The sequence below is a fragment of the Allofranklinella schreckenbergeri genome (assembly GCF_003703475.1).
GTDB lineage: Bacteria > Pseudomonadota > Gammaproteobacteria > Burkholderiales > Burkholderiaceae_C > Lampropedia > Lampropedia schreckenbergeri.
In genome coordinates, this window is record NZ_RDQM01000014.1 from 27499 (window position 1) to 51515 (window position 24017).

General features: G+C 64.0%; 21 protein-coding genes and 1 pseudogene. 15 read left to right on the forward strand and 7 right to left on the reverse strand.

Going from position 1 to position 24017, the window contains the following annotated elements:
* Window position 1: 1 nt before the first annotated feature.
* From EBQ26_RS10540 to EBQ26_RS10550, 3 genes are read left to right on the forward strand one after another with little or no spacing between them, the layout of a single operon-like run.
* Window positions 2-430, forward strand: a complete 429-nt coding sequence (locus EBQ26_RS10540; RefSeq protein ID WP_147474051.1) for a hypothetical protein — start codon at window positions 2-4, stop codon at window positions 428-430.
* Window positions 431-442: 12 nt separating this feature from the next.
* Complete coding sequence (locus tag EBQ26_RS10545; RefSeq protein ID WP_122238981.1) at window positions 443-634, forward strand: DUF7210 family protein; 192 nt, start codon at window positions 443-445, stop codon at window positions 632-634.
* Window positions 635-637: 3 nt separating this feature from the next.
* Window positions 638-1429 carry a phage tail tube protein gene (locus EBQ26_RS10550; protein ID WP_122238982.1) on the forward strand — a complete coding sequence of 264 codons (792 nt, stop codon included), beginning with the start codon at window positions 638-640 and terminating at the stop codon, window positions 1427-1429.
* A 95-nt stretch (window positions 1430-1524) separates the two neighbouring features.
* On the opposite strand, the gene EBQ26_RS10555 is transcribed toward EBQ26_RS10550, so the two are convergent.
* Both EBQ26_RS10555 and EBQ26_RS10560 read right to left on the reverse strand, forming a co-directional pair.
* Complete coding sequence (locus EBQ26_RS10555) at window positions 1525-1779, reverse strand: hypothetical protein (protein ID WP_122238983.1); 255 nt, start codon at window positions 1777-1779, stop codon at window positions 1525-1527.
* Window positions 1780-1815: 36 nt separating this feature from the next.
* The gene (locus EBQ26_RS10560; RefSeq protein ID WP_122238984.1) at window positions 1816-2010 is read right to left on the reverse strand and encodes a hypothetical protein; all 195 of its coding nucleotides are present in this window, start codon (window positions 2008-2010) and stop codon (window positions 1816-1818) included.
* Between EBQ26_RS10560 and EBQ26_RS10565 the strand changes: the two genes are divergently transcribed.
* The 11 genes and pseudogenes from EBQ26_RS10565 to cobU all read left to right on the forward strand — a co-directional run bounded on the left by EBQ26_RS10565 (window position 2011) and on the right by cobU (window position 16739).
* Window positions 2011-6141 (forward strand): tape measure protein, encoded by a 4131-nt coding sequence (locus EBQ26_RS10565; RefSeq protein ID WP_122238985.1) that lies wholly within the window; start codon window positions 2011-2013, stop codon window positions 6139-6141. It begins immediately after the preceding gene.
* A gap of 80 nt (window positions 6142-6221) precedes the next feature.
* A complete protein-coding gene (locus EBQ26_RS10570; RefSeq protein WP_122238986.1) occupies window positions 6222-6536 on the forward strand; it encodes a hypothetical protein in 315 nt (104 codons plus the stop codon).
* A gap of 23 nt (window positions 6537-6559) precedes the next feature.
* A complete protein-coding gene (locus tag EBQ26_RS10575) occupies window positions 6560-6934 on the forward strand; it encodes a hypothetical protein (protein WP_122238987.1) in 375 nt (124 codons plus the stop codon).
* A gap of 117 nt (window positions 6935-7051) precedes the next feature.
* Window positions 7052-10222: a hypothetical protein gene (locus EBQ26_RS10580; RefSeq protein WP_122238988.1), complete on the forward strand. Its 3171-nt coding sequence runs from the start codon at window positions 7052-7054 to the stop codon at window positions 10220-10222.
* Window positions 10219-11865 carry a carboxypeptidase-like regulatory domain-containing protein gene (locus EBQ26_RS10585; protein WP_122238989.1) on the forward strand — a complete coding sequence of 549 codons (1647 nt, stop codon included), beginning with the start codon at window positions 10219-10221 and terminating at the stop codon, window positions 11863-11865. Before EBQ26_RS10580 ends, EBQ26_RS10585 begins: the two co-directional genes overlap by 4 nt.
* Window positions 11866-11876: 11 nt before the next feature.
* Complete coding sequence (locus EBQ26_RS13050; protein WP_238944305.1) at window positions 11877-12563, forward strand: hypothetical protein; 687 nt, start codon at window positions 11877-11879, stop codon at window positions 12561-12563.
* 165 nt (window positions 12564-12728) lie between these two features.
* Window positions 12729-12950, forward strand: a complete 222-nt coding sequence (locus tag EBQ26_RS10595; RefSeq protein WP_122238990.1) for a Com family DNA-binding transcriptional regulator — start codon at window positions 12729-12731, stop codon at window positions 12948-12950.
* Window positions 12916-13794 carry a DNA cytosine methyltransferase gene (locus tag EBQ26_RS10600; protein WP_122238991.1) on the forward strand — a complete coding sequence of 293 codons (879 nt, stop codon included), beginning with the start codon at window positions 12916-12918 and terminating at the stop codon, window positions 13792-13794. Before EBQ26_RS10595 ends, EBQ26_RS10600 begins: the two co-directional genes overlap by 35 nt.
* A gap of 151 nt (window positions 13795-13945) precedes the next feature.
* A pseudogene (locus EBQ26_RS10605) lies at window positions 13946-14113 on the forward strand (transposase); the annotation flags it as partial.
* Between the two features lie 278 nt (window positions 14114-14391).
* Window positions 14392-16137: a nucleotide-binding protein gene (locus EBQ26_RS10610; protein WP_122238992.1), complete on the forward strand. Its 1746-nt coding sequence runs from the start codon at window positions 14392-14394 to the stop codon at window positions 16135-16137.
* Window positions 16134-16739, forward strand: a complete 606-nt coding sequence (cobU, locus tag EBQ26_RS10615; protein WP_238944306.1) for a bifunctional adenosylcobinamide kinase/adenosylcobinamide-phosphate guanylyltransferase — start codon at window positions 16134-16136, stop codon at window positions 16737-16739. The genes EBQ26_RS10610 and cobU overlap by 4 nt, the downstream gene beginning before the upstream one ends.
* 179 nt (window positions 16740-16918) lie before the next feature.
* Here cobU and ahpF read toward each other — a convergent pair whose 3' ends face one another.
* The 5 genes from ahpF to EBQ26_RS10640 all read right to left on the reverse strand — a co-directional run bounded on the left by ahpF (window position 16919) and on the right by EBQ26_RS10640 (window position 22197).
* Complete coding sequence (gene ahpF, locus EBQ26_RS10620) at window positions 16919-18472, reverse strand: alkyl hydroperoxide reductase subunit F (RefSeq protein WP_122238993.1); 1554 nt, start codon at window positions 18470-18472, stop codon at window positions 16919-16921.
* A gap of 200 nt (window positions 18473-18672) precedes the next feature.
* Window positions 18673-19236: an alkyl hydroperoxide reductase subunit C gene (gene ahpC, locus EBQ26_RS10625; protein ID WP_122238994.1), complete on the reverse strand. Its 564-nt coding sequence runs from the start codon at window positions 19234-19236 to the stop codon at window positions 18673-18675.
* A gap of 115 nt (window positions 19237-19351) precedes the next feature.
* Window positions 19352-20347, reverse strand: a complete 996-nt coding sequence (locus tag EBQ26_RS10630; protein WP_122238995.1) for an AraC family transcriptional regulator — start codon at window positions 20345-20347, stop codon at window positions 19352-19354.
* A 188-nt stretch (window positions 20348-20535) separates the two neighbouring features.
* On the reverse strand, window positions 20536-21087 hold the full coding sequence (locus EBQ26_RS10635) for a flavin reductase family protein (protein WP_122238996.1): 552 nt from the start codon (window positions 21085-21087) through the stop codon (window positions 20536-20538).
* Between the two features lie 24 nt (window positions 21088-21111).
* The gene (locus EBQ26_RS10640) at window positions 21112-22197 is read right to left on the reverse strand and encodes an LLM class flavin-dependent oxidoreductase (protein ID WP_122238997.1); all 1086 of its coding nucleotides are present in this window, start codon (window positions 22195-22197) and stop codon (window positions 21112-21114) included.
* Window positions 22198-22475: 278 nt separating this feature from the next.
* Between EBQ26_RS10640 and EBQ26_RS10645 the strand changes: the two genes are divergently transcribed.
* The gene (locus EBQ26_RS10645; protein WP_238944307.1) at window positions 22476-24008 is read left to right on the forward strand and encodes a DUF898 domain-containing protein; all 1533 of its coding nucleotides are present in this window, start codon (window positions 22476-22478) and stop codon (window positions 24006-24008) included.
* The last annotated feature ends 9 nt before the right edge of the window (window positions 24009-24017 follow it).

Below are 24017 nucleotides of genomic sequence, written 5' to 3' on the forward strand. Positions count from 1 at the left end.
CATGACGATGCAACAAAGCATCAGCGCTGCCTTTGCGGCCGTGGGCGGCGACATCAAGGCGCTGCAAGGCGGCGTGATCGTCGATAGCGGCCAAAACGGCAACGGCTCGTGGGTGCGCTGGGGCGATGGCACGCTGCTGTGCCGCCACCGGATGCAGATCAGAAGCGCCAATGGCTTTGCCACCAATGCCATCGTGCAAACGCAGCAAGGCTGGCAGTTTCCGCAGCCCATGCTTGTCTCGCCGCTGCCGCATTTGTACATCACGGACGTCGGCCAAGCGACCGCCATGGCGCTGGTCAAACCCAATTGGTTTACCTATGACAGCGTCAGCGGTAAATACCTGGGCGTCAATCACTTCAGAGCCATCAACCTTGGCTCCAAAGAATCCGCGCTGGACATCAATCTGATGGCCTGGGGCCGCTGGAAATAAAGGAGCACACACATGCAAACCACCACCATCCACCTGCTGCGCCCGCACCGCCATGCCGGGCGCGACTACCCCGCAGGCGCGCAATTGACGCTGCCCGCGCACAAGGCCGCCTGGCTGATGGGCCTTGGCGTGGCCCAAAACGCCCCGGCAGCGGCCCCGGCTGCGGCGCCCGAAGGTAACCCCACCAAAGGCAAGAAGGAGTAAGCCATGAGCATCGCATCCACATCGCTGATCTGGAACGGCCAGGGGCCGGTCATGATCGGCACCTTCGATCCGCAACGCGGCCGCCCGGAAATGGGCTACCTCACCCATATCTACAGCGTCGGCTGCGGCAACCGCACGCTCACGGCCACGCCATCGCGCGAGACCACCACGCTCAAGGAATCCTGCTCCGGCCAGCGCCTGACGCTCAAGGAGCTGGAGACCAGCAAATCCTTGCAAGTGAGCCTGTCCATGGTGCAGTTCGACGCGCGCACCCTGGCGCAAGCCTTCTTTGGCGAGGCCGTGGTCAAGCAGGCAGGCACCGTCACCGACGAAGTGCTGGCCGAACTCAAGCCCGGCGACTACTTCTTTTTGAAGTACCCGCGCTCCAAAAGCGTGGTCATTGAAGACAGCACCGGCTCGCCCAAGACCTACGTCGAAGGCACGCACTACAAGATCAGCGACGCCGCCCACAGCCGCTACCAGCTCATCGCCCACCCCGGCGGGCACACCGAACCGCTGAAGGTCGATTACTCGTACGACGGCTACGTCAACATCGCCGCGTTCTCGAAAACGAACGTGGAGAAGGGGCTGATTTTTTCGGGCATCAATGGCGACGGGCAAAAGGTGCGCGTCATCATCCCGCGCATTTCGCTGGCCATGAGCGGCGACTTCGGGTGGATTTCCGACGAACCATCGGAACTCACATTGGGCGGCCAGGCGCTGTACGTGCCCGAGCTGCAAACGGATGCCGACTTTGGGCCGTTCATGCGCGTGGATGTGATGCCTGATCTCTGATCGCCAGCACAGGGCCTTTGCCAGGCCAACAAAAAACCGCGCCGGGCAAGTTGCTGGGCGCGGTTTTTTTACGGGAGGCAGGCTGCGCGTTAGAGCTACTTGAACAAGCCCGCCAGCAGCGTCCAGGCAAACATGAGCATGGCCACGACAAAGAGCAGGAAAAGCGCCGTGCCCGCAGCCACCAGGACAGGCCACAGGACGGCCTCAAGGCTTTCTTGCCACACGAAGACCGCATAAAAAAGCACGGGCGCGAGCACGATCACCGCCAGCAACAGCAACGCCTGCAACCACTCATTGCGCGTGGGCGGCCAGTGCAGCCAAGGGGATTTTTTTGCAGGAGATTGAGACATGGCAAACAGCGATCTTGAAATCCAACCAGCCCGGCGTTATCGCTGGAACACATCGCGCAGGGCAAAGGCCATCAGCGCAAGCCCCCAGGCCGCCAGCGTGGAGCAACCGCACACAAAGCCCACCCAAGCCCCTGCCAGGGGATTGATGCCCCAAGCCAGCAGCCCCAGCGCCACCGACAGCAACAAGCCCCAGCGCAGTACGCCAGCGGGAGTCACAAAAAGGGTTTTCATATGAGCCAAAAAGACATGAAAGTAAGCCTGTTGCTCAGTGTAGCGCAGACGGGTTTGAGCCACCTGCAAGACGTGATCCGGGAGCTGGAGGGCGCGGGTGTTGCCACGGACGAGTTCCAGCAAGAGGCCAAAGAGCTGGGCGAGGCGCTGGCGCGGCTGGAGCGCGACAGCGCGCTGATGGATACCTTCGGCAGCCTCAAGCGGGAAACGGCCGGTTTGAGCAAGCAGCTTGATGTCGCAGCGCAGCAAGTTGATGCTTTGGCAGCAGAGCTCGAGCGCGCGGCCCAGGCCAGCGCCCAAGCCACCGCGGCGCAGGCCCAATCGGCGCAAAAGCTCAGTGCCGCCCGCGCCTGGCAAGCCCAGTTGCAAGAAGCCATTGCCGCCACGCGGCAAGAAATGCAGGAGCTCAAACAGGCCTCTGGCGAATCGATTGCGCCGCATCTGACCGAGCGCCTGGCCGATGCGCGCCAGCAGCTCAAATCCTTGCAAGCCGAAGCTGCCGTTGCCACCCAAAACACCCGCTTGCTGGCTGCGGCCAACAAGGAAAACGAAGCGGCGGCAAAAAATGCCGCACGCGCTGAAGAGGCCCTGACCGGGCAATACCAGCGGGCTGTGCAGGAGGCGGGCAAGCTCAGCGCCAGTTTCAACAGCAAGAACAAGGCGCTATCGCAAACGCGCGAGCACATGCAGGCCGCCGGGCTGCAAACCAGTCAGCTTGCCCTGCAACAAAAGGCGCTGGCAGAGCGCATGCAGCAGATCAGCCAAAGCGGAGACGGCTTGGTCGCGCGCATGCGCAGCACTGCCGATGCGGCTAAGCTGCAATCGGCTGCCGTCGAGAAGGCGGGCAAAGCCTGGGCAACGTTCCAAAGAGGCATTGCGGCTGGCCTGGGGTTTGCCGCCGCGCAAATCGGTTTGAGTGGTCTGGGCAGCGCGCTGGGCACGCTGCGCACGGGCATCGAAGAGGTGCTGCGCGTGGGTGGCGGTTTCGAGCAAATGCGCGCCCAGCTTGCCACGCTATATGGCTCCATCGAGCAAGGCCAAAACGCTTTTGCATGGATTCGAGACTTTGGCAAGACCGTACCCTATGAACTGGAGGCCGTCACCGGCGCATTCACCAAACTCAAAGCCATGGGGCTTGACCCCATGGACGGCTCCCTGCAAGCCATTGCCGACCAGGCCGCCGCGCTGGGTGGCGGCGTGCAAACCCTCGAGGGCGTGGTGCTGGCCCTGGGCCAGGCGTGGACCAAGCAAAAGCTCCAGGGCGAAGAGGCCCTGCAATTGATCGAACGCGGCGTGCCCGTGTGGGATTTGCTCTCGCGTGCCACGGGCAAAAGCGCCGTGCAATTGCAGCAGCTCGCCTCCGCTGGCCAGCTCGGGCGCGAGGCCATTGCCGCCCTGATCGCCGAAATGGGCAAAGCCAATGCGGGCGCAGCCGCTGGCGCCATGAACACCTGGAACGGCCAGATCGCCCTGCTCAAAAGCAACTGGCAAGAGTTTCTGGACACCATTGCCACCAGCGGCATATTGGACTTGTTCCGCGAAGAAGTCGTCGCCATCAACCAGGCCATTGCGGAGCTGGCCCGCACGGGCGAGCTCAAGGCGTGGGCACAAGCAGCTTCTGACGCCATCGTGTCGCTGTACGAGGCCATCAAGTCCGGCATCGGTTTTTTCAAAGACTGGGGCAACGAGCTGGGCACCCTGACCGAAGTGGCCATTGGCTTCAAGACGCTTTCGCTGGGCAAGACCGCACTGGGCTGGGGCGCTGAAATTGCCTTGAGCGCACAAAACATCGAGAAGTCGGCCAGCGTGATTGCGGGCGCTGGCAAGCTGGCCGCCGCAGGCTGGATCGGCTGGAACGTGGGCGCGTGGCTGCGCGAAGAATTCCTCGTCATCGAACAAGCAGGCATCGCCCTGGCCGCGGGCCTGACCAAAGCCGCCGCGCGCGCGCAGCACTACTGGGAGTCGCTCAAGGCCGTATTCACCGACGACACCCTGGAGGCCGCAGAGGAACGCTTCTCGCAAAAGCTGAGGCAAATCGACGACGACTACGCCGCGCTGTTTGAATCGGCCGCCCAGGCTCGCCAGGGGCAAGAGCAGCTGGCCCAAGCGGCAGAAACGGCCGCCGCCGCCGTGCAGCAGCAAGCCGCGCAAACCCAGCAGGCCGCCGCCGCCATGGGCCAGGCCATGGCCGGGGCTGTCAAAACCATTGACGAGGTCGATCAGGCCATGCAGCGCGCCGGCGTCAGCGCCCAGGCCACCGCATCGGCTCTGGAGGCGGCGTTCTTGCAAGCCGTGCCCAAGGCGCAAACCCTGGCCGACATCCAGGCCCTGCAAGACAAGCTCCAGGCCCTGGCCGACGCCGGGCGCATTGGCACCGATGGCGTCAAGGCCATCACCGGGGCCATTGCCGACCACGCGCAAAGCATCGGCCAGGCCATGGTGGGCGCCATCGCCACCATCGACCAGGTGGACCAGGCCATGCGGCGCGCGGGGGTGAGCGCCCAGGCCACCGCATCGGCGCTGCAAGAGGCTTTCTCGCAAGCCATCGGCCAGGCCAAAACCCTGGCCGACATTGAGGCGCTGGAGAAAAAGCTCAAAGACCTGGAGGCCGCCGGGCGCATTGGCGCTGAAGGCGTCAAGGCCATTACCGAGGCCATAGCCAAGCAGCGCCAAAGCATCGAAGCGACCGACCAGGCGCGCCAAGCCATGCTCGAAGGCTTCAAGGAGCTGGGCACTGACGGCGCGGCCGCCCTGGGGCAAATCAGCGAAGGCGCGCAAAAAGCCATCGACGCGGTGGACAAAATCGCCGCCGCTGCCAAAGAGGCCGGGCTGGGCGTCAATGAAGCCGCCCAGGCCATCGAAAAAGCCTTCACCGCCGCCGTGCCCAAAGCCGATTCGTTACAGGCCATCGAAGCCCTTGAGAGCCGCCTCAAGGCCGCCGGCCAGGCCGGGCAAATTGGCGCCGAAGGCATTGCGCGCGTGCAAGCCGCGCTGGACAAGCAGCGCGCGGCCATCGAGCAGCAACTGCCCGGCATTCAGAGTTTGGAAGAGGCCCTGAAACAACTGGGCGTGACCCCGCAAAAGGAATTGGATCGCCTGGCGCAGAGCGCAAAGGAGGCCTTCGAGGCCGTGAAGCAATCGGGCCAAGCCACCCCACGCGAGATCAACGAAGCGTGGAAGAAGATGGCCGAAGCCGCCATTGCCGCCAACGACGGCGTAGCCGATGCCAGCCTCAAGGCCGCCGCCCAGCAACACGGCTTTGCCATCGAAACCGACAAGGCCGGCAAATCCATCATCAAGTCGATGGAGGAGGCCAAGGAAGCCACCGAAGGCGTGGGCCAAGCCGCAGGCAAGGCCGGTGAAAAAATGGCCGAAGCCGCCCAAAAAGCCAAAGACGCCTGGGCCGACGGCAGCCTGGTCGAACAAGCCGAAAAACACAACGCCGCCTTAGGCAAGATTGAAGGCAGCTGGATCAGGGCCGACGTCGCCGCCAGCCAATACGCCAAGCAAATGGCCGAAGTGGTCTGGGAGCAAGGCAAAGCCATTGCCCAAATGAGCGAAGAACACGCCCGGCTGGTGCAGCAAATGGAAGCGCTGAGCGAGCAGCAGCGCAATTTGGAGGCCGTCAACAACGACGCCGTGCGCGGCTTGGAGGCGCTGCGCCTGCGCTATCTGGAGTTGACCGGCGATCAGGAAGCCGCCGCCGAGCTGAAAATGCAAATGGCCCGCCAGGAGATCGACCTCAAACTGGCCCTGCTTGAAATCGATTTGCAAAGGGCGCAAATCGCTGGCGATACGGCCGAGGTCAAGAAAATGGAGCTGCAAATCGCCGCGCTCAAAGAGCAGCTGACCTGGCTGGACAAAATCCACGCCAAGGAAAAAGAACTGCGCAAGGAGCGCGAGCGGGAAGAGCGCAGCCATGGCCGCAGTAGCGGTGGTGGTGGCAGCGGCAGCAGCAGCGCAGGCAGCCTGCCGCCGCCCGCGCCAGCGCCCCAGCCCCAGCCAGCCCCGCCCGCGCCACCTGCACCGCCCGTCCACATCACCCTGCACGCCCACGGCATCACCGATCCCGTGCGCCTGGCCAAGGCCATTGAGCCGGAATTGGCCAGGCTGGCCAGGCTGGCCCGATGAAGCCAACCGGCCACGGTGGCCGGTTTGCATGCTTGACCGAATGCTTGACGATAACGCGCGTTAGGCGGACAATACCCCTCATGCTGCCCACCGTCATTGAAGCGACCGAGTATCAGGCCCGCGTCACCAAGATCCTCACCGCCCAGGAGCGCGAGCAATTCAACGTCTGGATTGCCCACAACCCTTTGGCTGGCGATCTGGTCGTGGGCACGGGCGGCATGCGCAAAGTGCGCTGGGGCGCTGGCGGCAAGGGCAAAAGTGGCGGCGCGCGCATCATCTACTTTGAAATGCTGGCCGATGGCGTCATCATCTTGCTGACGATTTACAGCAAATCCGAGCGCGCAAGCCTCTCGGCCGCCCAGATATCGGCCAAGCGGAAAAAATCGGGCCTGTGATGGCCCAATCAAGGAGTATGGTTATGGAGCAAAAACCAGATGGCGTACAAGCGGCCTTGCGGGCGCTGCAAAAGCTCGACGTGGATGCCGTGGTTGCCGCCGCCGAGCGCGATGCAGGCCACCCCATCCCCGGCCTGCGCCAGAGTCTGATGGACGCACGCGCGGGCAACTTCGCCCGCGTGCACACCCCCGAGCAACTGCAAGCGGCCGCGCGCAAGCACCAGGGCGCATACGAGCAGCGCAAACTCCAGGCAGGCAGCGCGCGCATTCCCGGCGGCCTGCTTTCTGCCGAGGCGGCCCAGGCCCTGCAAACCCTGCTCGAGCGCGGCGCTCCATCGAAAGCAGCCGCCATCAACGCGGCGCTGATTGCCGCCGCGCAGCGCAGCGCCCAGTTCTGACACCTGTCAAAAGACTCACCCCCGCAAACCCGGCACAGTGCCCGCCACTGGCCGGGTTTTGTTTTTACAAAGCGCTTTATTCATGCCGCGCGGCCAGTGCATCCCACACTTGCCGCCATGCCATCCGTCCAACGCTTTCTCTCCGGCCACAACAACGCCGCCCGCACTGCCGCATTGAGCGCCTCCAGCGTACGCGCCAGCCGCGCCATTGAGCGCGTGCGCGCCGCGCGCACGGGCGGGGGTAATGTGCGCTTGAGCGGCGATTACACCGGGCATGAGGCCACGGCCATTGATGTGGAGATCGTCGCCGCAGGCGGCATCCCCCGCGCATCGCGCCCCCAGTTCGCGGGCGTGGGCAATGGGCAGCTCTCGGTGCAGGGCGTCGAGGCCGCCGCGCCGCTGCAATCGCTCACGCTCACGCTGGCCGATCTGGGCATCCCCACACAAACGGCATCGCTGGACGTGCGCACGGTGCAAATCCGCGCCCGCGCCGCCGGGGCAGCGGGCAACCAGATTCGCCTGTCGGTGCAGCCCAAGCTCACGCGCGCGCCCACCGATTGGGCGCTGCTGTCCGATTGGCCCGCAGGCGGGGCGCTGCAACAAGGCGAGCAATGGGATTGGGGTGCGTTGCCGCTGTCGGCTCAAGGCGAGCTCGACGAGCGCAGCCCTCGTATTCAAGTTGGGCACGATCCGCAGGTCTATCGCCCCTACCGCGTGTACAAGGATGGGGCTTGGCAGTTTGGCCTCTCGCCCGCGCCCGAGCGCGCCTTGCCCAAAGGGGCGGCGGTGTGGCTGATCTCGGGCGGCTACGTCGTCACCGTCACCGATGGCCAGGCGACACAAACCTATGGCGACACCGGCGCAGGGCAGGGCGAGATCGCCAGTTTTTATGACCTGCTGCGCGCCCTGCAAGGCTCTGCGCTGGTGGAGGTGGCGGGCGTCGTAGCCGCAGACCGCGCCGTTGGCGGCATGGCCGCCATCGACGTGCCGCTGCGCACGCAGGCCTGGCTGCACAGCTTATCGGGCAAGGTGGAGCTGAAAGATGTGACCATCCCGCCGCTGGCCCCCACGCAGTCGCTGATCGTGCGCTGCATCAATGCCGATGTGGTCGGGCGTGAGAGGTGGAGCGTCGTGGGCGATGTCTCCGGCGCATTGGCCGAGGCCGTGACGGGCCAGCCCTACGCCAGCGCGGCGGCGCGGTTTGTGATCCCGGCCAAGGCGGCCAATAGGGAAAGCAGCGGCGAGCACTCGTTCAAGTACCAGCCCATGCCCCGCGCAGAAGGCGAGGGCGTGCCCAGCGTATGCCTGCGCCCGTTTCGCTTCGGGCGCAACGCCAAGGCGCGCACGGTGACGTTTCGTTATCAACTGCGCCCGCCCGCTGATTGTTCGTGCAGCGACATGCCCACGCCCCGGCTGTCGTTGTCGTGTCTGGGGCTGGATTCATCAGGAGGGGATATGCCACTTGACCCCGCGCATCAGTCGCGGCTGCAAACGCTGTATGAATGGCGCAAAAACTTCATCGCCAGCAATACGGCGCAGTACTACGCCATAGCCAAGGATATGGACTTTGCCGATTTGGTGACCAGGCATTTTGCGGAGGCGCTCGCGGAGATTTACGAAGTGGCAGCCGCCCTGGCCGAGTGGGATGCTGCGTTAGTAGACATGCGCGCCGATCTGCAGGGCTTGGAGGGCTTGCAATGGACAGATTTTTCGGGCAGCAACTTGAACCACTATAACAACATAGATAGGCTGAATAACGAATCTATAGCCGTAAATACACCAAGCGAGCTGCTGGAAGTTTATGGCGATAATAAAAAATCTTGGATGCGTCAAACTCTTTCTACCAGAATCGCGGACCTGGCGCGCAAGTACGCCGCACGCATGGACTACTGCCGCGCCCTGGCAGGCATCCTCCCAAAATCTGACACCAGCAGCACAGACGCGGGCGGCTGCTGGATCGACCACGGCGGCTCCCATTGGTGGGTCGACGCCGAGGGCTATTACCTGCCCGCATTCTCCAACAAACCCTATATCTCATCGCGCCGCGACGCCGATACCGGCAAGCCGGTTTCGACCATGGAATTCGGCTTCGGGCTTGTGGTGGCATGCCCTGAGCGCCTGAAGGAAGGCGACGAAATCACGCTGCGCATCCTCACCGTATCGGGCGAGCGGCCGTACCAGGAAGGCGACGAAGCCGTGATCCAAACCGTAGCCGGCGCGCCTGCCTGGCTCTCGGGCGGCGTCGATGGTACGGACGTGCAAACCTGGCACGTGCTCGGCTCGGTCAGCGGCTCGCTGCCCGACTACATCGTGCCCACCAATGGCGCGGCCGCGCCCGTTTACAACCAGGCCGGGGTGCAATTGCGCCTGGCCCTGGGCGGCATCCCCTTCGCTTTGGGCGATGCGTTCAGCCTGTCGGTAGAGGCCGGCCAATGGCGCTGGCGCAGGGATGGCGGCCCCTGGAGCGCCGCCGCCAACATCCCGGCCACGGCCGCCGGAGACGACACCAGCGCTGCCCCGCTGGCCGATGGCCTGCACGTGCAGTTCATCGCCGGCGCCGCCCCCTCGTTCGTGCCCGGCGATGCCTACAACTTTGCCGTGCATCAGCCCTGGGCCGTGAACCACATACACAATGCACACGAGCGCGCATGGGGCTGGGCGGGCGGTGCGGGCTCGCTGACCATCGACCTGGGCGCGCCCACGCCCATTGAGGCCATTGCGCTGGCGCGCTACCACCTGCCCGCCGGGGCGCAGGTGCGCATCGCCATCGATGGCGGCGCGCCCCACACGCTGGAGACCAGCGGCCCCGTGGCCGTCTGGATGCTGCCCGCGCCCGTGCAGGCTGCGCGCCTGACGATCACCGTGGCCCAGGCCGAGGGCGGGCACATCGGCTGGGTGTGGGCTGGTGTGCCCCTGTCCACCGACCACCACGCCAGCCAATGCCAGCGCACCCGCCGCTGGGCCGTGGGCCGCGCCGGCGGCATCAACCCCGCCGGGCTGTACGCGGGCGCGGGCGACGGCTGGCGCCTGGCCTGGTCGCCCAGCGATTGGAGCGCCTCGCGCCTGGTGCAGGACGACATGGATCGCCTCATGGCGCTATTGGACTGGGCGCAACAAAAAGACGAGCCGCTGATCCTCGTGCCCCACCACCGCCACCCGCAAGACGCCGCCCTGGTGCGCCCCGGCGCCGACGCGCTGGAGATCACCGATCAACACGCCTGGCAAGCCGATGATGTGCAGCACCGGCTGCTGTCCGCTACGCTGGAGCTGGAGCCGGTGTACGCATGATCGCCTGGCTCGACATCGACGGCGACGATGCCGCATGCAGCGTCAGCCTCACCGGTCCAGCCGACCGGCAGGCCGCCGCCGCTGCCACCGGCGCAAGGGTGATGCCCCTGCTGCGCGGCCTCTCGGCCATGGATCGGCCCCTGTCCGTGCCCGGCATCGCCGCCGCGCCCGTGAGCAATATGCAGATCACGCTGGATAACGCCGATGGCGCCATCACCGCCCTGTGGGGCGCGCGCCCGCCTATGCGCCGCGCCGCGCGGGTGATGGTGTTGCGCGCTGGCGTGCCAACCGCCGTGTTCTCAGGTATCGTCACCGGCATCGATCTGGGGCGCGAGGCGCGCCTGACGTTGGAGGCGGGCATGGAGCGGCCGCTGTCGGACAATCTGCCCCTGCGCACCAGCGCTGTGTGGGGCGGCTGGCGCGATGTGCGCGTGCTGCCCTGGTGCTGGGGGCGCGTCACGCTCACGCCCATCCAGTACAGCGGTGACCAGCGCGTCTATGTGCTGGCAGACCACCCGATTGCGGGCGTGGACGAGGTCAAACGCGACGACGTGCCCACCACCGCCTACGCATGGCACAACGGCCTGGACAGCACCGGGCGGGCCGTGGCGTTCGTCGAGCTGGCCGAGCCGCTGGCCGAAGGCGAGCGCCTGGCCGTCACCCTGCGCGGGCGCATGCACCCGCAAACCGGCCATCTGCTACAAACTCCCGCCGAGATCGTGCACGACCTGCTGGCCAACCTCGCAGGCGCGCCCGTGCAGTGGGCCGACCTAGACGACTACCGCACCGAAACAGCCGACATCGCGCTGGGCGGTGTGCTCTCTGACAACAGCATCAGCATCCGCGCCGCCGTGGACAAGATCATTCAAAGCGCAGGCGGGGCCTGGGCAGCGGCCATGCCTGGCATTGCCCTGACCTGGCCCCCGGCCGCTGATGCCGCCGCCCCCGCGCCGCGCATTGACGCCCTGCGCGCCCATGACCTGCATGCTGCCGCCGCCGCCAACGCCATCTACACGGTGTTGCGCGTGCTTTACGACTGGGACGATGCCAGCGACCGCTACCGCCGCGCCGTGCAACTGCGCGCCCCCGAAGCCGCGCGCCAATACGGCGAGCTGGAGCTGGAGTGGCCTGCCCCCTGGCTGCGCACCCCGCGCCAGGCCGAGGCGCTGGGGCGGCGCATGCTCGCCCAACTTGCCCGCCCGCGCTGGCGCGTCACATGGCAGCAAGCCTTTGCAGACCTGCCCACCGGCGCATGGATCGACATGCAACACCGCCTCTCGCCCATCGGGGGCCGCCACCGTCTCATCACCGCCGAGCTTGACCTGGCAAGCGCCTCCATGCGCTGCCAGATTGAGGCCCCGGTGGGCGATGCGCCTGAGATTGAAACCGAGCGCGTCTCCAGTGCATTCGATCCGCTCATTCAGCCCGGCGTCACCGTCGAAGTCGCGGATGGGGAAATTGTTTTTACCGTGCGCGACGAGCAAGGCCGCGCGCTGGCGGGTGCGCGCGTGACGATCAATGGCGGGGCAACACGTATCGCCGACAACCTCGGGCGCGTGAGTTTTGCCGCTGCGCGAGGGCGCCACGTGTTGCTGATCGAGGCCGACGGCTACCCGCCATCTGAGGCCGTCGTTGTCATCTAGGAGCAAACACAGTGACAGAGCGCAGACGATTCTTCCCAAGCAAGCGACGAAATATCGAACCAGGCCAGCGCGTGGCCGTAGAAGTACAACTGCGCCCCGAGGGCCCCGCCCCGAAACTGGAGGCCGCGCCAGCGCCAGAAGCGCCGCCGCCGCCACCGCCGCCACCGCCACCGCCACCGCCACCGCCGCCCGCCTGTGCAGTCATTGGGGCAGGCTGGATCGGCCTGTCGGTAGACGAGTGGGGGATGCAGTCGCGAACATTGCCAGATGGCCGCATCGAGATCTCCGACTGGAACACCCGCACCGTTTGGTCTGGTGCCCCTACTCAGACCAACAGCGACGGCAACCCCCTGCCCGTGCCCGCCGAAGGCTTTCACTGCCATGAAGCCCGCGTGCATTTCGATGCGTTGCGCCCAGTGCGTGGCGGCATACACGCCGTGCTGCAAGGCACTGCACTATCGGCCGCACATTGGACGTTTCAGTGGGACGGCGCAGAGATCGGAGCGCCGCAAATGCCGCAGAGCATCCACTACGGCGGCACTATTGCAGTGAGCACCTGGGGCAACGTGTTGCAGGTGGTCGGCAACGAGGTCACATACGACGGCACGGAGATGACGTTCAGCCTCACGGCCTGGGCCCATTGCGGCGGCGAACAAGTCGCCGAGCTCAAGCTCGATATCTATTTCCCCGGGCATTGACAGCGGCCGGGCAAAAAAAGACGGGCGACTGCACTGGTGTTGCGGGCACCAGCGCAGCCCCCGATCCGCTGAAGGAGCCAGCAAATCAGGCAAGGCCCGCCACACTCGCGAGTGCGGGGCGAGCCTACCACGGGCGTTACAGCCTGTGCAAAGGATTTGCACACCATGCAAAAGGATCACACGCACCAATACACCAATCAGGACATCCGCTGCGGCCAATGCGGCAAAAAGCTCGGCCAAGGCAGCTATATCTGCCTGGCGATCAAATGCCAGCGATGCAAGACGGTCAATCACTTGAGGGCCCAGAGCCCCCAACCCGCGCCACCCGATGGCCTTCTTCAAAAGGTAGAGGATGGATGCAAACAAAGCAGCAACAACCAGTTTTGACGGGCCAAGCGTCGGCAGCCTCTTTGCAGGCATCGGCGGATTTGATCTCGGATTTGAGCAGGCGGGCTTTACCACCGCCTGGCAAGTCGAAATCGAGCCGCGATTACGCGACGTGCTCGCCTTGCGATTCCCGCATGCACGGCAATTTGCCGACGTGCGAGATGTCGGCGCCCACAACCTGCGAGCAGTGGATGTGCTCGTTGGCGGATTCCCCTGCCAGGACGTCAGCAGCATGGGCCGCCGGGCAGGCCTGGCAGGACAACGCACAGGCCTGTTCTGGCAGGTCTGCCGCATCGCAGACGAAATTCGGCCCCAGTGGCTGGTGCTTGAAAACGTCGTGGGCTTGCTCAACAGCAACGCTGGGAGAGACTTTGGCACGGTCGTCCAGGCCCTCGCCAAACGCGGGTATGTGGGATGCTGGCGGGTGCTTGATTCTCAGTATTTCGGAGTCGCCCAGGGTCGCCGCAGGGTTTTCCTGGTCGCAGGTCTTGGACGACAGCCCCCCATTGGGCTGTTGGCTGACGCCGCGCCAGTGGCAGCAATACCTCGCACGCTTGCAGCGCAGCAAGAGTCACGGCCTGAGGATGGATGGGCTGCCTATTGTCTGCTTGCCAAGCTCTCGCCAAGCCTGCTGGCCATCGGTGCAGAAAATCTCGTCTGTCACCGAGGCGGACGGGGTGCGATGCTTGAGCGGGCCCGAGTCTCTGAAACTGCAAGGATTCCCACCGGACTGGATGCGACCGATCACGCAGAAGCTCGGGCGGCCGGAAACGCAGTGTGCGTACCCGTGGCCAGATGGATCGCCCAGCACCTGATGGCTGAAATCAGTCAAGGCCAGCAGTAACCCACGCACAAAAAACCGGCTACTCCAGCCGGTTTCTCTTATTCACAGTGCTGCGCGTTTGGCTGACTGTAATTTCTTTGCACTGGCTGCAATTGCCAGCCAACCCATTTATCTCACGCAAACTCCCGCATTTATCGCGCGCCGCTTCACGAGGCGCTGGGTGGAGGAACGCAGCTTTGGCTGGCTTGCCCGCTTCAGACGCTTGTCTCGTGATTACGAACGATTGCCAGACGTACTGGGTGGATTGCCCTTTGTGGTCTTTGCCATTTTCATGCTGCCCAATGCCATGCCGTTGATTCGATTGGCACAGAGTGCATAACACGCGCCCAAGGGCATTCGCGCCCTGGGCTTGGAAGGGCGCTGCGTCATCTCCTTCCTTTGGGAACTTGAGGCCGATGCGTCCGCGCTTTAGCGGTAGGTATATCTGGGGCAAGTGGAGGCTTGAGTTCTTCGCAGCGGGTATCCTTCTTTCCGCTTGTCCCGCCCAGCGCCGCCGTCAGCCGCACCCGTTTCATAGCATGCCTTGCAGATTGCGTGCCAGCTTCGTGGCGCAATGGGATAAGGGACGGTTGTTCTTCCCGTTTCAAGGCTGTTGCCATGCCATCTCCATCCCCTGTTTTTTTCGCTACAGAGGCCCCTGCCGTAGCCCATTGCCCTGCCTTGCTGATTACGGCCCCGGCCTCGGGGCAGGGCAAAACGTTGGTGACGGCGGCGCTGGCGCGTTTGCTTGCGCGGCAAGGCAAGGTGGTGCGGGTTTTCAAATGCGGGCCGGATTTTCTGGATCCCCACTGGCATGCGCTGGCTAGCGGCGCGCCGGTGCAAACCTTGGATTTGTGGATGGCGGGCGCGGACGATGGCGCGGCGCGTTTGTATGCGGCGGCGTGTGAGGCCGATGTCATCCTCATTGAGGGCGTAATGGGCTTGTTTGACGGGCAGCCCAGCGCGGCCGATTTGGCGCTGCGCTGGAATATCCCCGTCATGCCCGTGCTGCAAGCGGGAGCGATGGCCCAGACTTGCGCGGCCATTGCCCACGGTTTGCGCACTTTCCGGCCGGGGTTGCGTTGGGCGGGGGTGTTGTGCAGCGGGGTGGGTGGCGATCATCATGCCAGTTTGTTGCGGGAGGCTTTGCGCCCGTTGGGCCATGCGGGCGCTGCCAGCGCGCGCGACCAAACACACGATCCATTACACGACCAATGGCTGGGGGCATTGCCGCGCTTGCGGGTGCTGGATGATGCTGCCCCGGCCCGCACGGCGGGTGAGGCGCGCGCACCGGGCAGTCTGGGCAGTGCTTTTTTGCCCGAGCGGCATTTGGGCTTGATCCCGGCGGCGGAAATGCAGGATGCTCTGGCCCGGCTGGATCAAGCTGCCGATGCTTTGGCGCAAACCCCGCTGGGCCAGCGCGATGCGGCAGGCTGGGCGCAGTGGCAGGTGGCGTTTGCCGCGCCCAGCGTGCAGTTTGCTGGCGCAGCCACTGCGGATGCGCCGTCGCGGGCCATCGCCCCGCTGCCAGAGGCGGAGGGTGACGGCAGCGGGCTGCGCGCGCCCGCCGCTGTCCCGCCTTGGGGGGACGATCATGCCCGCTGGCTGGCAGCGCAGCGCTTCATCGCTAGCCAGCCGTTGCGGGGCCGAACGGTGGCCATTGCCCGCGATGCCGCTTTTGCCTTCATCTACCCGGCCAACGTGCAATGCCTGCAAGACATGGGCGCTACGCTGGCGTGGTTTTCGCCTTTGGCGGGCGATGCTTTGCCAGCCTGCGATGCCGTGTGGCTGCCGGGCGGTTATCCGGAGCTGCACGTCCAGCGCCTGGGCGCGCAAACGGCGTTGCGCGACGCTCTGGCGGAGCATCTGGCGCAGCAGCGCCCCATTTGGGCCGAGTGCGGCGGCATGCTGGCCTTGTGCGAGGGCATCGCGCTGGCCGATGGCGAGTGGTATCCGCTGTGGGGGCTGTTGCCCGGCACGGCGCGCATGCAAACCCGCCTGGCTGGCCTGGGGCCGCAGCAGTGGCATTGGGCGGGCGCTGCCGCAGGCCCGGCTGCCGAGCATCCCGCGGCCTGGCTGCGCGGCCACACCTTTCATTACTCGCGCCTGGAGAGCACAGCGCCCGTCATCGGCCACACCGAGCGCCCGCCGCATCGCAGGGGCAGCGGTGTTGGCAGCGGCAGCGGCGCACGCGCGGGCGAAGCCGTGTACCAATGCGGCAGCTTGCGCGCCAGCTACTTCCATGCCTGGTTCCCCTCCAGCCCGCAAGGCGTGGCCTGGCTGCTGGGCGCGCCTGGCGCGCTGGACAGCCTCAACGACGACGGCCCCGCCGCTGCGTTGCCCGTGCAGGAGCGCCAGCCATGAGCGGCCCCATGCACACCCTCATCATCGGCGGCCAAAAAAGCGGCAAATCACGCCATGCCGAGCATCTTGCTGCGCACTGGCTGGCCCAGCCCGGCCATGCCGCGACCTTGATCGCCACCGCCCAAGCCTGGGATGACGAAATGCGCGCGCGCATCGCGCGCCATCAGCAAGAGCGCCTGCAACGCGCCCCCGGCCTGCACACGGTGGAGGAGCCGCTGCAACTGCCCGCAGTGATTGCCGAGCGCAGCCGCGCCGACACCTTGCTGGTGGTGGATTGCCTCACCCTGTGGCTGACCAATTGGCTGATGCCCATCACGCTGGACCCCGCCGCCATCGATGATGCCGCCCATTTGCGCAAGCGCCGCCAGCGCTGGCAGCAAGCGCGCGCCGATTTGCTGGGTGCGTTGGCGCAAGCGCCTGGGCCGGTAGTCTTTGTCAGCAATGAAATGGGCTGGGGCGTCATGCCCCTGGGCCGGGCCGTGCGCGCCTTTGCCGATGAGCTGGGGGCGCTCAACCAAATGCTGGCCGCGCACTGCCCGCAGGTGCTGTTGATGGCGGCGGGCTTGCCCATGCCGCTCAAATCCGCGCCGCCAGGCGTGTGATGGGTTGTTGGATTGGTTTGCAAATCAATATGAATTTGAAATAAATGCCAACATGCCAGAATTGGTTGATTTTTATTCCTATTGATTTGTAAAAATGAAAAGCCCTCTGCGCACAAGCGTCAGAGGGCGGAGGGGGCTGGGCAGGCGAGCTGCCCTGCCGGGCCGGAGCCTAGAGCGTGTTACGCGCGAATCAGGTGATCGAACGCGCCCAGCGCGGCTTTGGCGCCTTCGCCTGCGGCGATGATGATTTGCTTGTAGGGCACGCTGGTGCAATCGCCCGCCGCAAACACGCCGGGGATATTGGTGGCGCCGTGGGCATCGACCTTGATCTCGCCCGTGGGTGTCAAATCGACCAGACCCTTGAGCCAGTCCGTGTTGGGCAGCAGGCCGATTTGCACGAAGATGCCTTCCAGCCCCAGATTGACGATTTCGCCCGTCTCGCGGTTTTTATAGGCCAGGCCGTTGACTTTGCCCTGCGCGCCGGTGACTTCGGTGGTTTGCGCGTTGGTGAGGATGTCCACATTGGGCAGGCTCTTGAGCTTTTTCTGCAACACCTCATCGGCGCGCAGTTGCGGGGCGAACTCCAGCAGCGTGACGTGCTGTACCACGCCCGCCAGGTCGATGGCCGCCTCCACGCCCGAGTTGCCGCCGCCAATGACGGCGATGCGTTTGCCTTTGAACAGCGGGCCGTCGCAGTGGGGGCAGAAAGTCACGCCCTTGGTGCGGTATTGCTCCTCGCCGGGCACGCCCATGGAGCGCCAGCGCGCGCCGGTGGAGAGGATGACGGTTTTGGATTTGAGACTGGCGCCGCTTTCAAACTGCACCTCGATCAGGCCGCCGGGCTGGGCTGCGGGGATCAGGCGCGTGGCTTTTTGCAGGTTCATGATGTCCACGTCGTAGTCCTTGACGTGGGCCTCCAGCGCGGCGGCGAATTTCGGCCCTTCGGTGCGGGTGATGGAAGTGAAGTTTTCAATATCCATCGTATCGAGCACCTGGCCGCCAAAGCGCTCGGCGGCCACGCCGGTGCGGATGCCTTTGCGCGCGGCATAGATCGCAGCCGTGGCGCCGGCGGGGCCACCGCCGATGACGAGCACATCAAACGCCTCTTTGGCGCTGATGGCCTGGGCGGCTTTTTCGGCCGCGCCCTGGTCGATGCGGCCGACGATTTCGGCCAGCTCCATACGCCCCTGGCCAAAGTGCTGGCCGTTGAGGAAGATCGTGGGCACGCCCATGATCTCCCTGGCTTCGATCTCGCCCTGGTAGAGCGCGCCGTCAATAGCGGTGTGGGTGATGTTGGGGTTGAGCACCGTCATCAGATTCAGCGCCTGGATGACGTCGGGGCAGTTATGGCAGGTGATGGAGTAATACGTCTCGAAGTGGAAGCGCCCCTGGATGCCCTTGATCTGCTCTTGCAGCTCTTGCGGCTCTTTGGAAGGGTGGCCGCCCACTTGCAGCAGCGCCAGCACCAGCGAGGTGAATTCATGCCCCAGCGGCACGCCCGCAAAGCGCAGGCCCGTATCCACGCCGGGGTTGGTGATGAGGAAAGAGGGCACGCGCGCATCGCTGCCATCGGTGCGTACGGTGATTTTGTCGCTCTGGGCGCGGATGTCTTCCAGCAGCTCGCGCATCTGGGCTGCGCCTTGGCTGTCGTCCAGCGTGGCGACCAGCTCCACGGGCTTGGTCAGGCGTTCCAGGTAGGCTTTCAATTGGGCTTTGAGTGCGTCGTCCAACATGGGTGCAAATCCTTGCAAAAAGAGGGGGAGGGTAGGCGGGGGGGCGTTGGGGCCGTCGTTGGGCTGGTTTTTGCGCGTAAAAAAGCCCCGTGCCCGCAGGGCAGGCTTCGGGGCTGTGAGCCAAGTGACGCGCGCTGGGAGGTCAGCGCGCGGCCCTGGCCTTCATCATCGTGGGGCGATGTGGGGGGGGCAGTGAGCGATTAAATCTTGCCGACCAGATCCAGCGAAGGCGCCAGCGTTTTCTCGCCCTCTTGCCACTTGGCGGGGCAGACCTCGCCGGGGTGGCTGGCCACGTATTGGGCGGCCTTGATCTTGCGCAGCAAATCTTTCGCGTCGCGGCCAATGCCTTCGGCGGTGATTTCCACAGCCTGGATCACGCCTTGCGGATCAACGATGAACGTGGCGCGATCAGCCAGACCTTCGCCATCGCGCAGCACGTCGAAGTTGTTGGCCAGTTGGAAGGTTTGGTCGCCCACCATGTAGTACTGGATCTTGCCGATGGTGTCGGAAGAATCGTGCCAGGCCTTGTGGGTGAAGTGTGTGTCGGTCGAGACGGAATACACCTCGACGCCCATTTTTTGCAGCTCGGCGTAGTTGTCGGCCACATCGCCCAGCTCGGTGGGGCAGACGAAGGTGAAGTCAGCGGGGTAGAAGAAGAAAACGGCCCATTTGCCCAGCACGTCTTTTTCCGTGATTTCCACGAACTTGCCTTGATGGTAGGCAGTGGCTTTGAAGGGCTTGATGGGGGTATTGACTTTGGCCATGCTGTTTCCTTTGTTTGGAGAAGGGTTGATGGAGGTAACTCGCAATGGCGGGCAGTGTAGGGGTTTTCCCTTTTTTAATCTAATTGAATGATTTGATGGTTTCGATAGTTTTTAGTTATCTTTTTGGGTGGCTGATCGTGAACAGCCGATCTCGTCGGGCGTTGGCAAGGGTTTCGGATGGGCGCTCGCCGTAGCGCTTGCGGTAATCGGCGGCAAACTGCCCCAGGTGGGTAAAGCCGCACGCCAGCGCCACTTGGGTGACGGAGGCTCTGTCCGCGCACAGTTGCCGCCGCGCTGCTTCCAGTCGCATGTTTTTTAGGTGCGCCATAGGGGAGGTGTGCAGATGGTTGCGAAATCCGACATGCAGACTGCGCACGCTAATGCCCGCTGCCTGCGCTACGTCGGCGATGCCGATGCAGTGGGGTAGATGCTGCTCCATGAATTCCAGCGCGCGCCGAATAACGTGTGGCAGCACTGTGGCGGGGCGGTTGCTGGCTTGGTTGTGCGCTTGTAATGCCAATAGTGCGTAAGCGAGCGTTTGTTCGAAATGCTGGATGTGCCGGGGGTGCTCGAACAAGGAGCCGTTTTCGGAGATTTCGGCAAACTGCCAATTGAGCAGGCGGCGCAAACTGGCGCCTGCGGGTTGGCCCCAATCGATACGGGGGTGAAATTGCAGCAGCGCGCCGGGATCTTGCCCGAAGTAGTCGCGAAAGTGGCGCTCCAGACCGTGCCGGTTGATGCGGACAAACAATTTGTCGGCGTCATGGCTGTGCTCCATACAGAACTGCTGCGCAGGGCTGATGACCGAGGCCAGGGTGGCGGTGGAGGAAAAACAGGCATTGGGGGTGTGGATTTGCTCTTGCCCGCGCAATGGAATTTGCAGCAGGTAGAAGTCGTCAAGCGGCTGAGGCTCAATGCGCACTTGCGCGCCGTAGCGCAGACGGCCATAGGCCATATCCTGCCCTTGACGCAGAAACAAGTGGGTATCCAGGCTGGCACCCTGATCGAGCAGGATCAGCTTGTGGGGGCAGAAGACCTGCGTGATGTGGCGCTGGACATGCCCCACATCGCAGGAGCGTAGCTGCGCATGTTGCGTCAAGAAAGAAGCCATAGCGGACAACGGGCAAAAGCCGATTGCCATCTTGGCATGCTTGAGGGCGGCAGGAAATCAAGGCTATCCCTATTGCTTTGGCTCTCAATGATCGGTACGGCCTCGCGCTTTATTGCCAGGCCAGGCAGCGCAGGTCGTTTGCTGCCTGGCCGCTGCCATGGGGCAGTTGGTTGCTGTGCGCTGCGCTGTTATGCCTGGAAGCGCCCAAAGCGGCCTTGCCAGTACAGCAAAGGCGAATCTTCCAGCGGCTGGGGCAGATGCACTTGCAGCACTTTGCCCAGCACGATGGCGTGGCTGTGGCGCAGCACGATCTCGACGACTTGGCAGGCCAAGGCCGCCGGCGCAAGGCGCGCCAGCCAGATGCCGTGTTCGGTACACATCCACTCATGGCCGGCATAGCGCTGTTCGCCTTGCTCGCCTTGGAGTCCGGCAAACTGCTGCGCCAGGCCCATTTGCGCTGCGCTCAAGATATTGACGCCGAACAGTCCGCTATCGCGCAGCAAAGGCCATGAAGACGCGCTTTGATTGATGCACACCAGGATTTCTGGCGGCTCAGCCGATACCGATGTCACGGAAGTGGCGGTCAAGCCGCCCCGGCGCCCTTGATGCGCGACGGTGATGACGTTGGCCGTTCCGCCCAAATGGCGCATGGCCTGCTTGAATTGATCGGCAGACACCGCGCCGGGCAGGCGCCCATCGTGCGGATGGGCAATGGCTGCTGGCAGGGGCTTGGAAACCATAGGGTGACCCATGTCCAACTGGCCTTAGCGGATGCCGCGTTGTTGGAGCAGGGGAAGCACGGTGTCGCGGAAGTAGGGGAACTCCTGCACGTAGTCGAAAAACGAGAGCGTGGTGCCGCGAAAACCTGCTTGCTGCAATGCGCACAAGCGCTCGGCCACTTGCTCTGGCGTGCCCACTAAAGGAAAGCCGCCGTGGCCCGTTGCCATGCGCTCGCGAATTTGCGCCAGCAGCTCGTGGGGGAAGGAGTGGGCGTGTGCAAATTGCAGATGCATGAGATTGTCCAAAGCGCCCTCGTCGGTGTTTTGGAGCTGGCGCTGCCATTCCTGCTTGGCTTCGGCCTCGGTGGGGCGGCAGATGACATGGGAGAACGTCATGACGTCCACCTTGCGGCCCTGCGCCTGGCCCTGGGCTTTGAGCGCGGCGATCTCTTCTGCCGAGCGCTCCAGTTGCATGGCGGGCGTAAAGAGAAAGTTGGCATTGCGGCTGGCGAATTCGCGCCCCTGGCCGGAGCCAGCCGCATTGAAAACGGGAGGATCGAACTCGGGGCGCGGATTGCCATACACGCCTTTGAGCTGGAAATATTGGCCATCCCAATCAAACCGGCCTTCGTGATGCCAGATTTTCTTGATCACATCGAACCACTCTTGCGCATAGCCGTAGCGTGTTTCGTGGTCATCGGGCAGGGCAATACCCAGGGCGTCGTATTCCGGCTTGTTCCAGCCCGCCACGATATTCAGGCCCACGCGATTGCCGCTCATTTGCGCCATGGTGGCAATTTGCTTGGCCAGCGCGACGGGATGGTTGGCCACGGTATGCACGGTGGCAAAGACGCTGATGCGCCTTGTATGGGCCAGCAAGGCGGTCGCCCACGTGATGGTTTCCAGCACATAGCCGTGGAAGTCGGTTTGGCCGCCGTAGCCAATCCAGCGTGCAATCGGCAGCATGAAGTCGATGCCCGCCTCGTCGAGCATGCGGCCGAGCTTGAGGTTGTTGTCCCAAGTGGCTTGCCAGCGGTCGGGCAAGGTGGATACCGTCATGCCCCCGCCGCAGTTGGAAGCAAAAGTGCCGAGCAAAAACTTGTCGTGGGTCAATAAAGCGTTTTGGGCCATGGTGTGTCTCCTGGATATTGTTGGATGAGGCCAGCCCGCGCTGGTGCTGGCGCGGCACAGTCTAGGGAGACGGCCCATGCAGCTCTATCAAAAAAATGCGGTTTTATCGAAAGGCTGCAATTGATTGATTGTTGTGGATGGCCGTGGCAGATGCTTTGGGGCGAATGCGCGCGCGAGACGCAGCACACACCGAGGTCGGCGAGCGGCTGGCTTGGGCAGGCTTTTACAATCGCGCCCGGCCCAAGCAGACCGTGAGGGCTCATCAAAAGGAGCCTTGTATGCCAGAGAGTGCCCGTGCTGCGGCCGCGCCTGTGGGTGTGGCCGATTCATCCAAAGTCGTCAAAGCCTATCGGCTGAAATTCACCGGCACGGGGGCAGAGTACTTTCGCGTTTGGTTTGTCAACATGCTGTTGATGGTTCTCACGCTGGGCATTTACACCCCTTGGGCGCGCAAGCGCACGGTGGAGTATTTTTTCGGCCATAGCGTGTTGGCGCGGAGTCCGCTGGAGTTCACGGCGGAAACCCGGCGCATGGTGATTGGCTTTTTCGTCTTTCTGGGGCTTTACAGCTTGTTCAAGCAAGCCACCAACAGCCAGAACGCGCTGCTGGTGGGGCTGGCGCTGCTGGCGGCGGCGGTATCGGTGCCGTTTTTGTGGGGGAGTGCGCGGCGCTTTCGCGTTACCGCCACACGCTGGCGCGGCCTGCGCTTGCGTTTTGGCACCAGTTGGAAAGAGATTTACTGGGCCAGTTGGCCGGTGTTCGTGATTGCGCTGGTCTGGTTTTGTGTGTACGCGGGCATCGACATGCGCCACACCTTCACCTCGCCCAGCCTGCTGGAAGAAACCCGCCCCAAAACGTTTCTGGGCCTGACGGTGATCGATTGGATATTGGTGGCGCTGGGCCTGGTGGTGAGCTGGCTGTGCTTTGTGCGGGTGATGTTCAATTACCAGCGCTTGACGATTGAGCGCACCTATATCGGGGTGGAACAGGGCGTCTTTCGCGGCACTTACGGCGATTTCGTGCGGATTTGGCTGGGCGCAACCCTGATTGCGGTGCTGGGATTTGCGACCGTTGTCACGGGGGCCAGTCTGCTGCTTGCCGAGCAATTGCCCAGCCGTTTCGGCTGGGATGAGCAGGTCGAGGCTGCTGTGGAGCAAGCCGCTGCGGAAGAGGACGAATTCAGCCAGGCGCGCAGGCAGCTTTACGAAAAAATGCAGGAGCAACTGGAGCGATCGCCCCAATCGGTCGATTGGGAAACCTTCCGCGTCGAGATGCAGGCCATTGAGGAGGCCCGCCAGCAAAAGTGCCGCGAACCGGGCCAGAGCCAGCAGCCTTACTGCCAAAGCGCTGCCGGGTGGTGGACAGAAGGCGAAGCCGATCCGGCCGAGGCAGAGACCGATGAGGCAGCGCTGGAGGCGGGCGGCGCCGATTTCGTCTTGATCGCTCTGATAGTGCTGTCCTGGCTGCCCATGCTGCTGGTGTTCGAGATCGCCCACGCCTACCGTGAGGCCAAGCAGCACCGGCTGGTGTGGAATCTTTCGGGCGTGAGCGATATTGCGCGCTTTCGCTGCAAGCTCAGCGTGGGCGGTTACGTGTGGCTGCGGCTGCAAAACTGGCTGCTCACCGTCATCACGCTGGGCTTTTTCCGCCCCTTTGCGCGGGTGCGTGAATACCGCGCGCGCTGGACTTCCACCACCGTGCACATCCGTGGCGGAGCCTCGCGCCTGCAAAACCTGCTGACCATCCAGCAAGAAGGCGGTGCATTTGCCGATGCCGTTGCCGACTTCGCTGGCTTTGACATCGTTTCCTGAGCACGAGGC

Excerpts from the sequence above, each read along its gene's own strand:
- EBQ26_RS10540 (WP_147474051.1), top strand. The coding sequence starts at position 2 with ATGACGATGCAACAAAGCATCAGCGCTGCCTTTGCGGCCGTGGGCGGC.
- EBQ26_RS10545 (WP_122238981.1), top strand. The coding sequence starts at position 443 with ATGCAAACCACCACCATCCACCTGCTGCGCCCGCACCGCCATGCCGGG.
- EBQ26_RS10550 (WP_122238982.1), top strand. The coding sequence starts at position 638 with ATGAGCATCGCATCCACATCGCTGATCTGGAACGGCCAGGGGCCGGTC.
- EBQ26_RS10555 (WP_122238983.1), bottom strand. The coding sequence starts at position 1,779 with ATGTCTCAATCTCCTGCAAAAAAATCCCCTTGGCTGCACTGGCCGCCC.
- EBQ26_RS10560 (WP_122238984.1), bottom strand. The coding sequence starts at position 2,010 with ATGAAAACCCTTTTTGTGACTCCCGCTGGCGTACTGCGCTGGGGCTTG.
- EBQ26_RS10565 (WP_122238985.1), top strand. The coding sequence starts at position 2,011 with ATGAGCCAAAAAGACATGAAAGTAAGCCTGTTGCTCAGTGTAGCGCAG.
- EBQ26_RS10570 (WP_122238986.1), top strand. The coding sequence starts at position 6,222 with ATGCTGCCCACCGTCATTGAAGCGACCGAGTATCAGGCCCGCGTCACC.
- EBQ26_RS10575 (WP_122238987.1), top strand. The coding sequence starts at position 6,560 with ATGGAGCAAAAACCAGATGGCGTACAAGCGGCCTTGCGGGCGCTGCAA.
- EBQ26_RS10580 (WP_122238988.1), top strand. The coding sequence starts at position 7,052 with ATGCCATCCGTCCAACGCTTTCTCTCCGGCCACAACAACGCCGCCCGC.
- EBQ26_RS10585 (WP_122238989.1), top strand. The coding sequence starts at position 10,219 with ATGATCGCCTGGCTCGACATCGACGGCGACGATGCCGCATGCAGCGTC.
- EBQ26_RS10595 (WP_122238990.1), top strand. The coding sequence starts at position 12,729 with ATGCAAAAGGATCACACGCACCAATACACCAATCAGGACATCCGCTGC.
- EBQ26_RS10600 (WP_122238991.1), top strand. The coding sequence starts at position 12,916 with ATGGATGCAAACAAAGCAGCAACAACCAGTTTTGACGGGCCAAGCGTC.
- EBQ26_RS10610 (WP_122238992.1), top strand. The coding sequence starts at position 14,392 with ATGCCATCTCCATCCCCTGTTTTTTTCGCTACAGAGGCCCCTGCCGTA.
- cobU (WP_238944306.1), top strand. The coding sequence starts at position 16,134 with ATGAGCGGCCCCATGCACACCCTCATCATCGGCGGCCAAAAAAGCGGC.
- ahpF (WP_122238993.1), bottom strand. The coding sequence starts at position 18,472 with ATGTTGGACGACGCACTCAAAGCCCAATTGAAAGCCTACCTGGAACGC.
- ahpC (WP_122238994.1), bottom strand. The coding sequence starts at position 19,236 with ATGGCCAAAGTCAATACCCCCATCAAGCCCTTCAAAGCCACTGCCTAC.
- EBQ26_RS10630 (WP_122238995.1), bottom strand. The coding sequence starts at position 20,347 with ATGGCTTCTTTCTTGACGCAACATGCGCAGCTACGCTCCTGCGATGTG.
- EBQ26_RS10635 (WP_122238996.1), bottom strand. The coding sequence starts at position 21,087 with ATGGTTTCCAAGCCCCTGCCAGCAGCCATTGCCCATCCGCACGATGGG.
- EBQ26_RS10640 (WP_122238997.1), bottom strand. The coding sequence starts at position 22,197 with ATGGCCCAAAACGCTTTATTGACCCACGACAAGTTTTTGCTCGGCACT.
- EBQ26_RS10645 (WP_238944307.1), top strand. The coding sequence starts at position 22,476 with ATGCCAGAGAGTGCCCGTGCTGCGGCCGCGCCTGTGGGTGTGGCCGAT.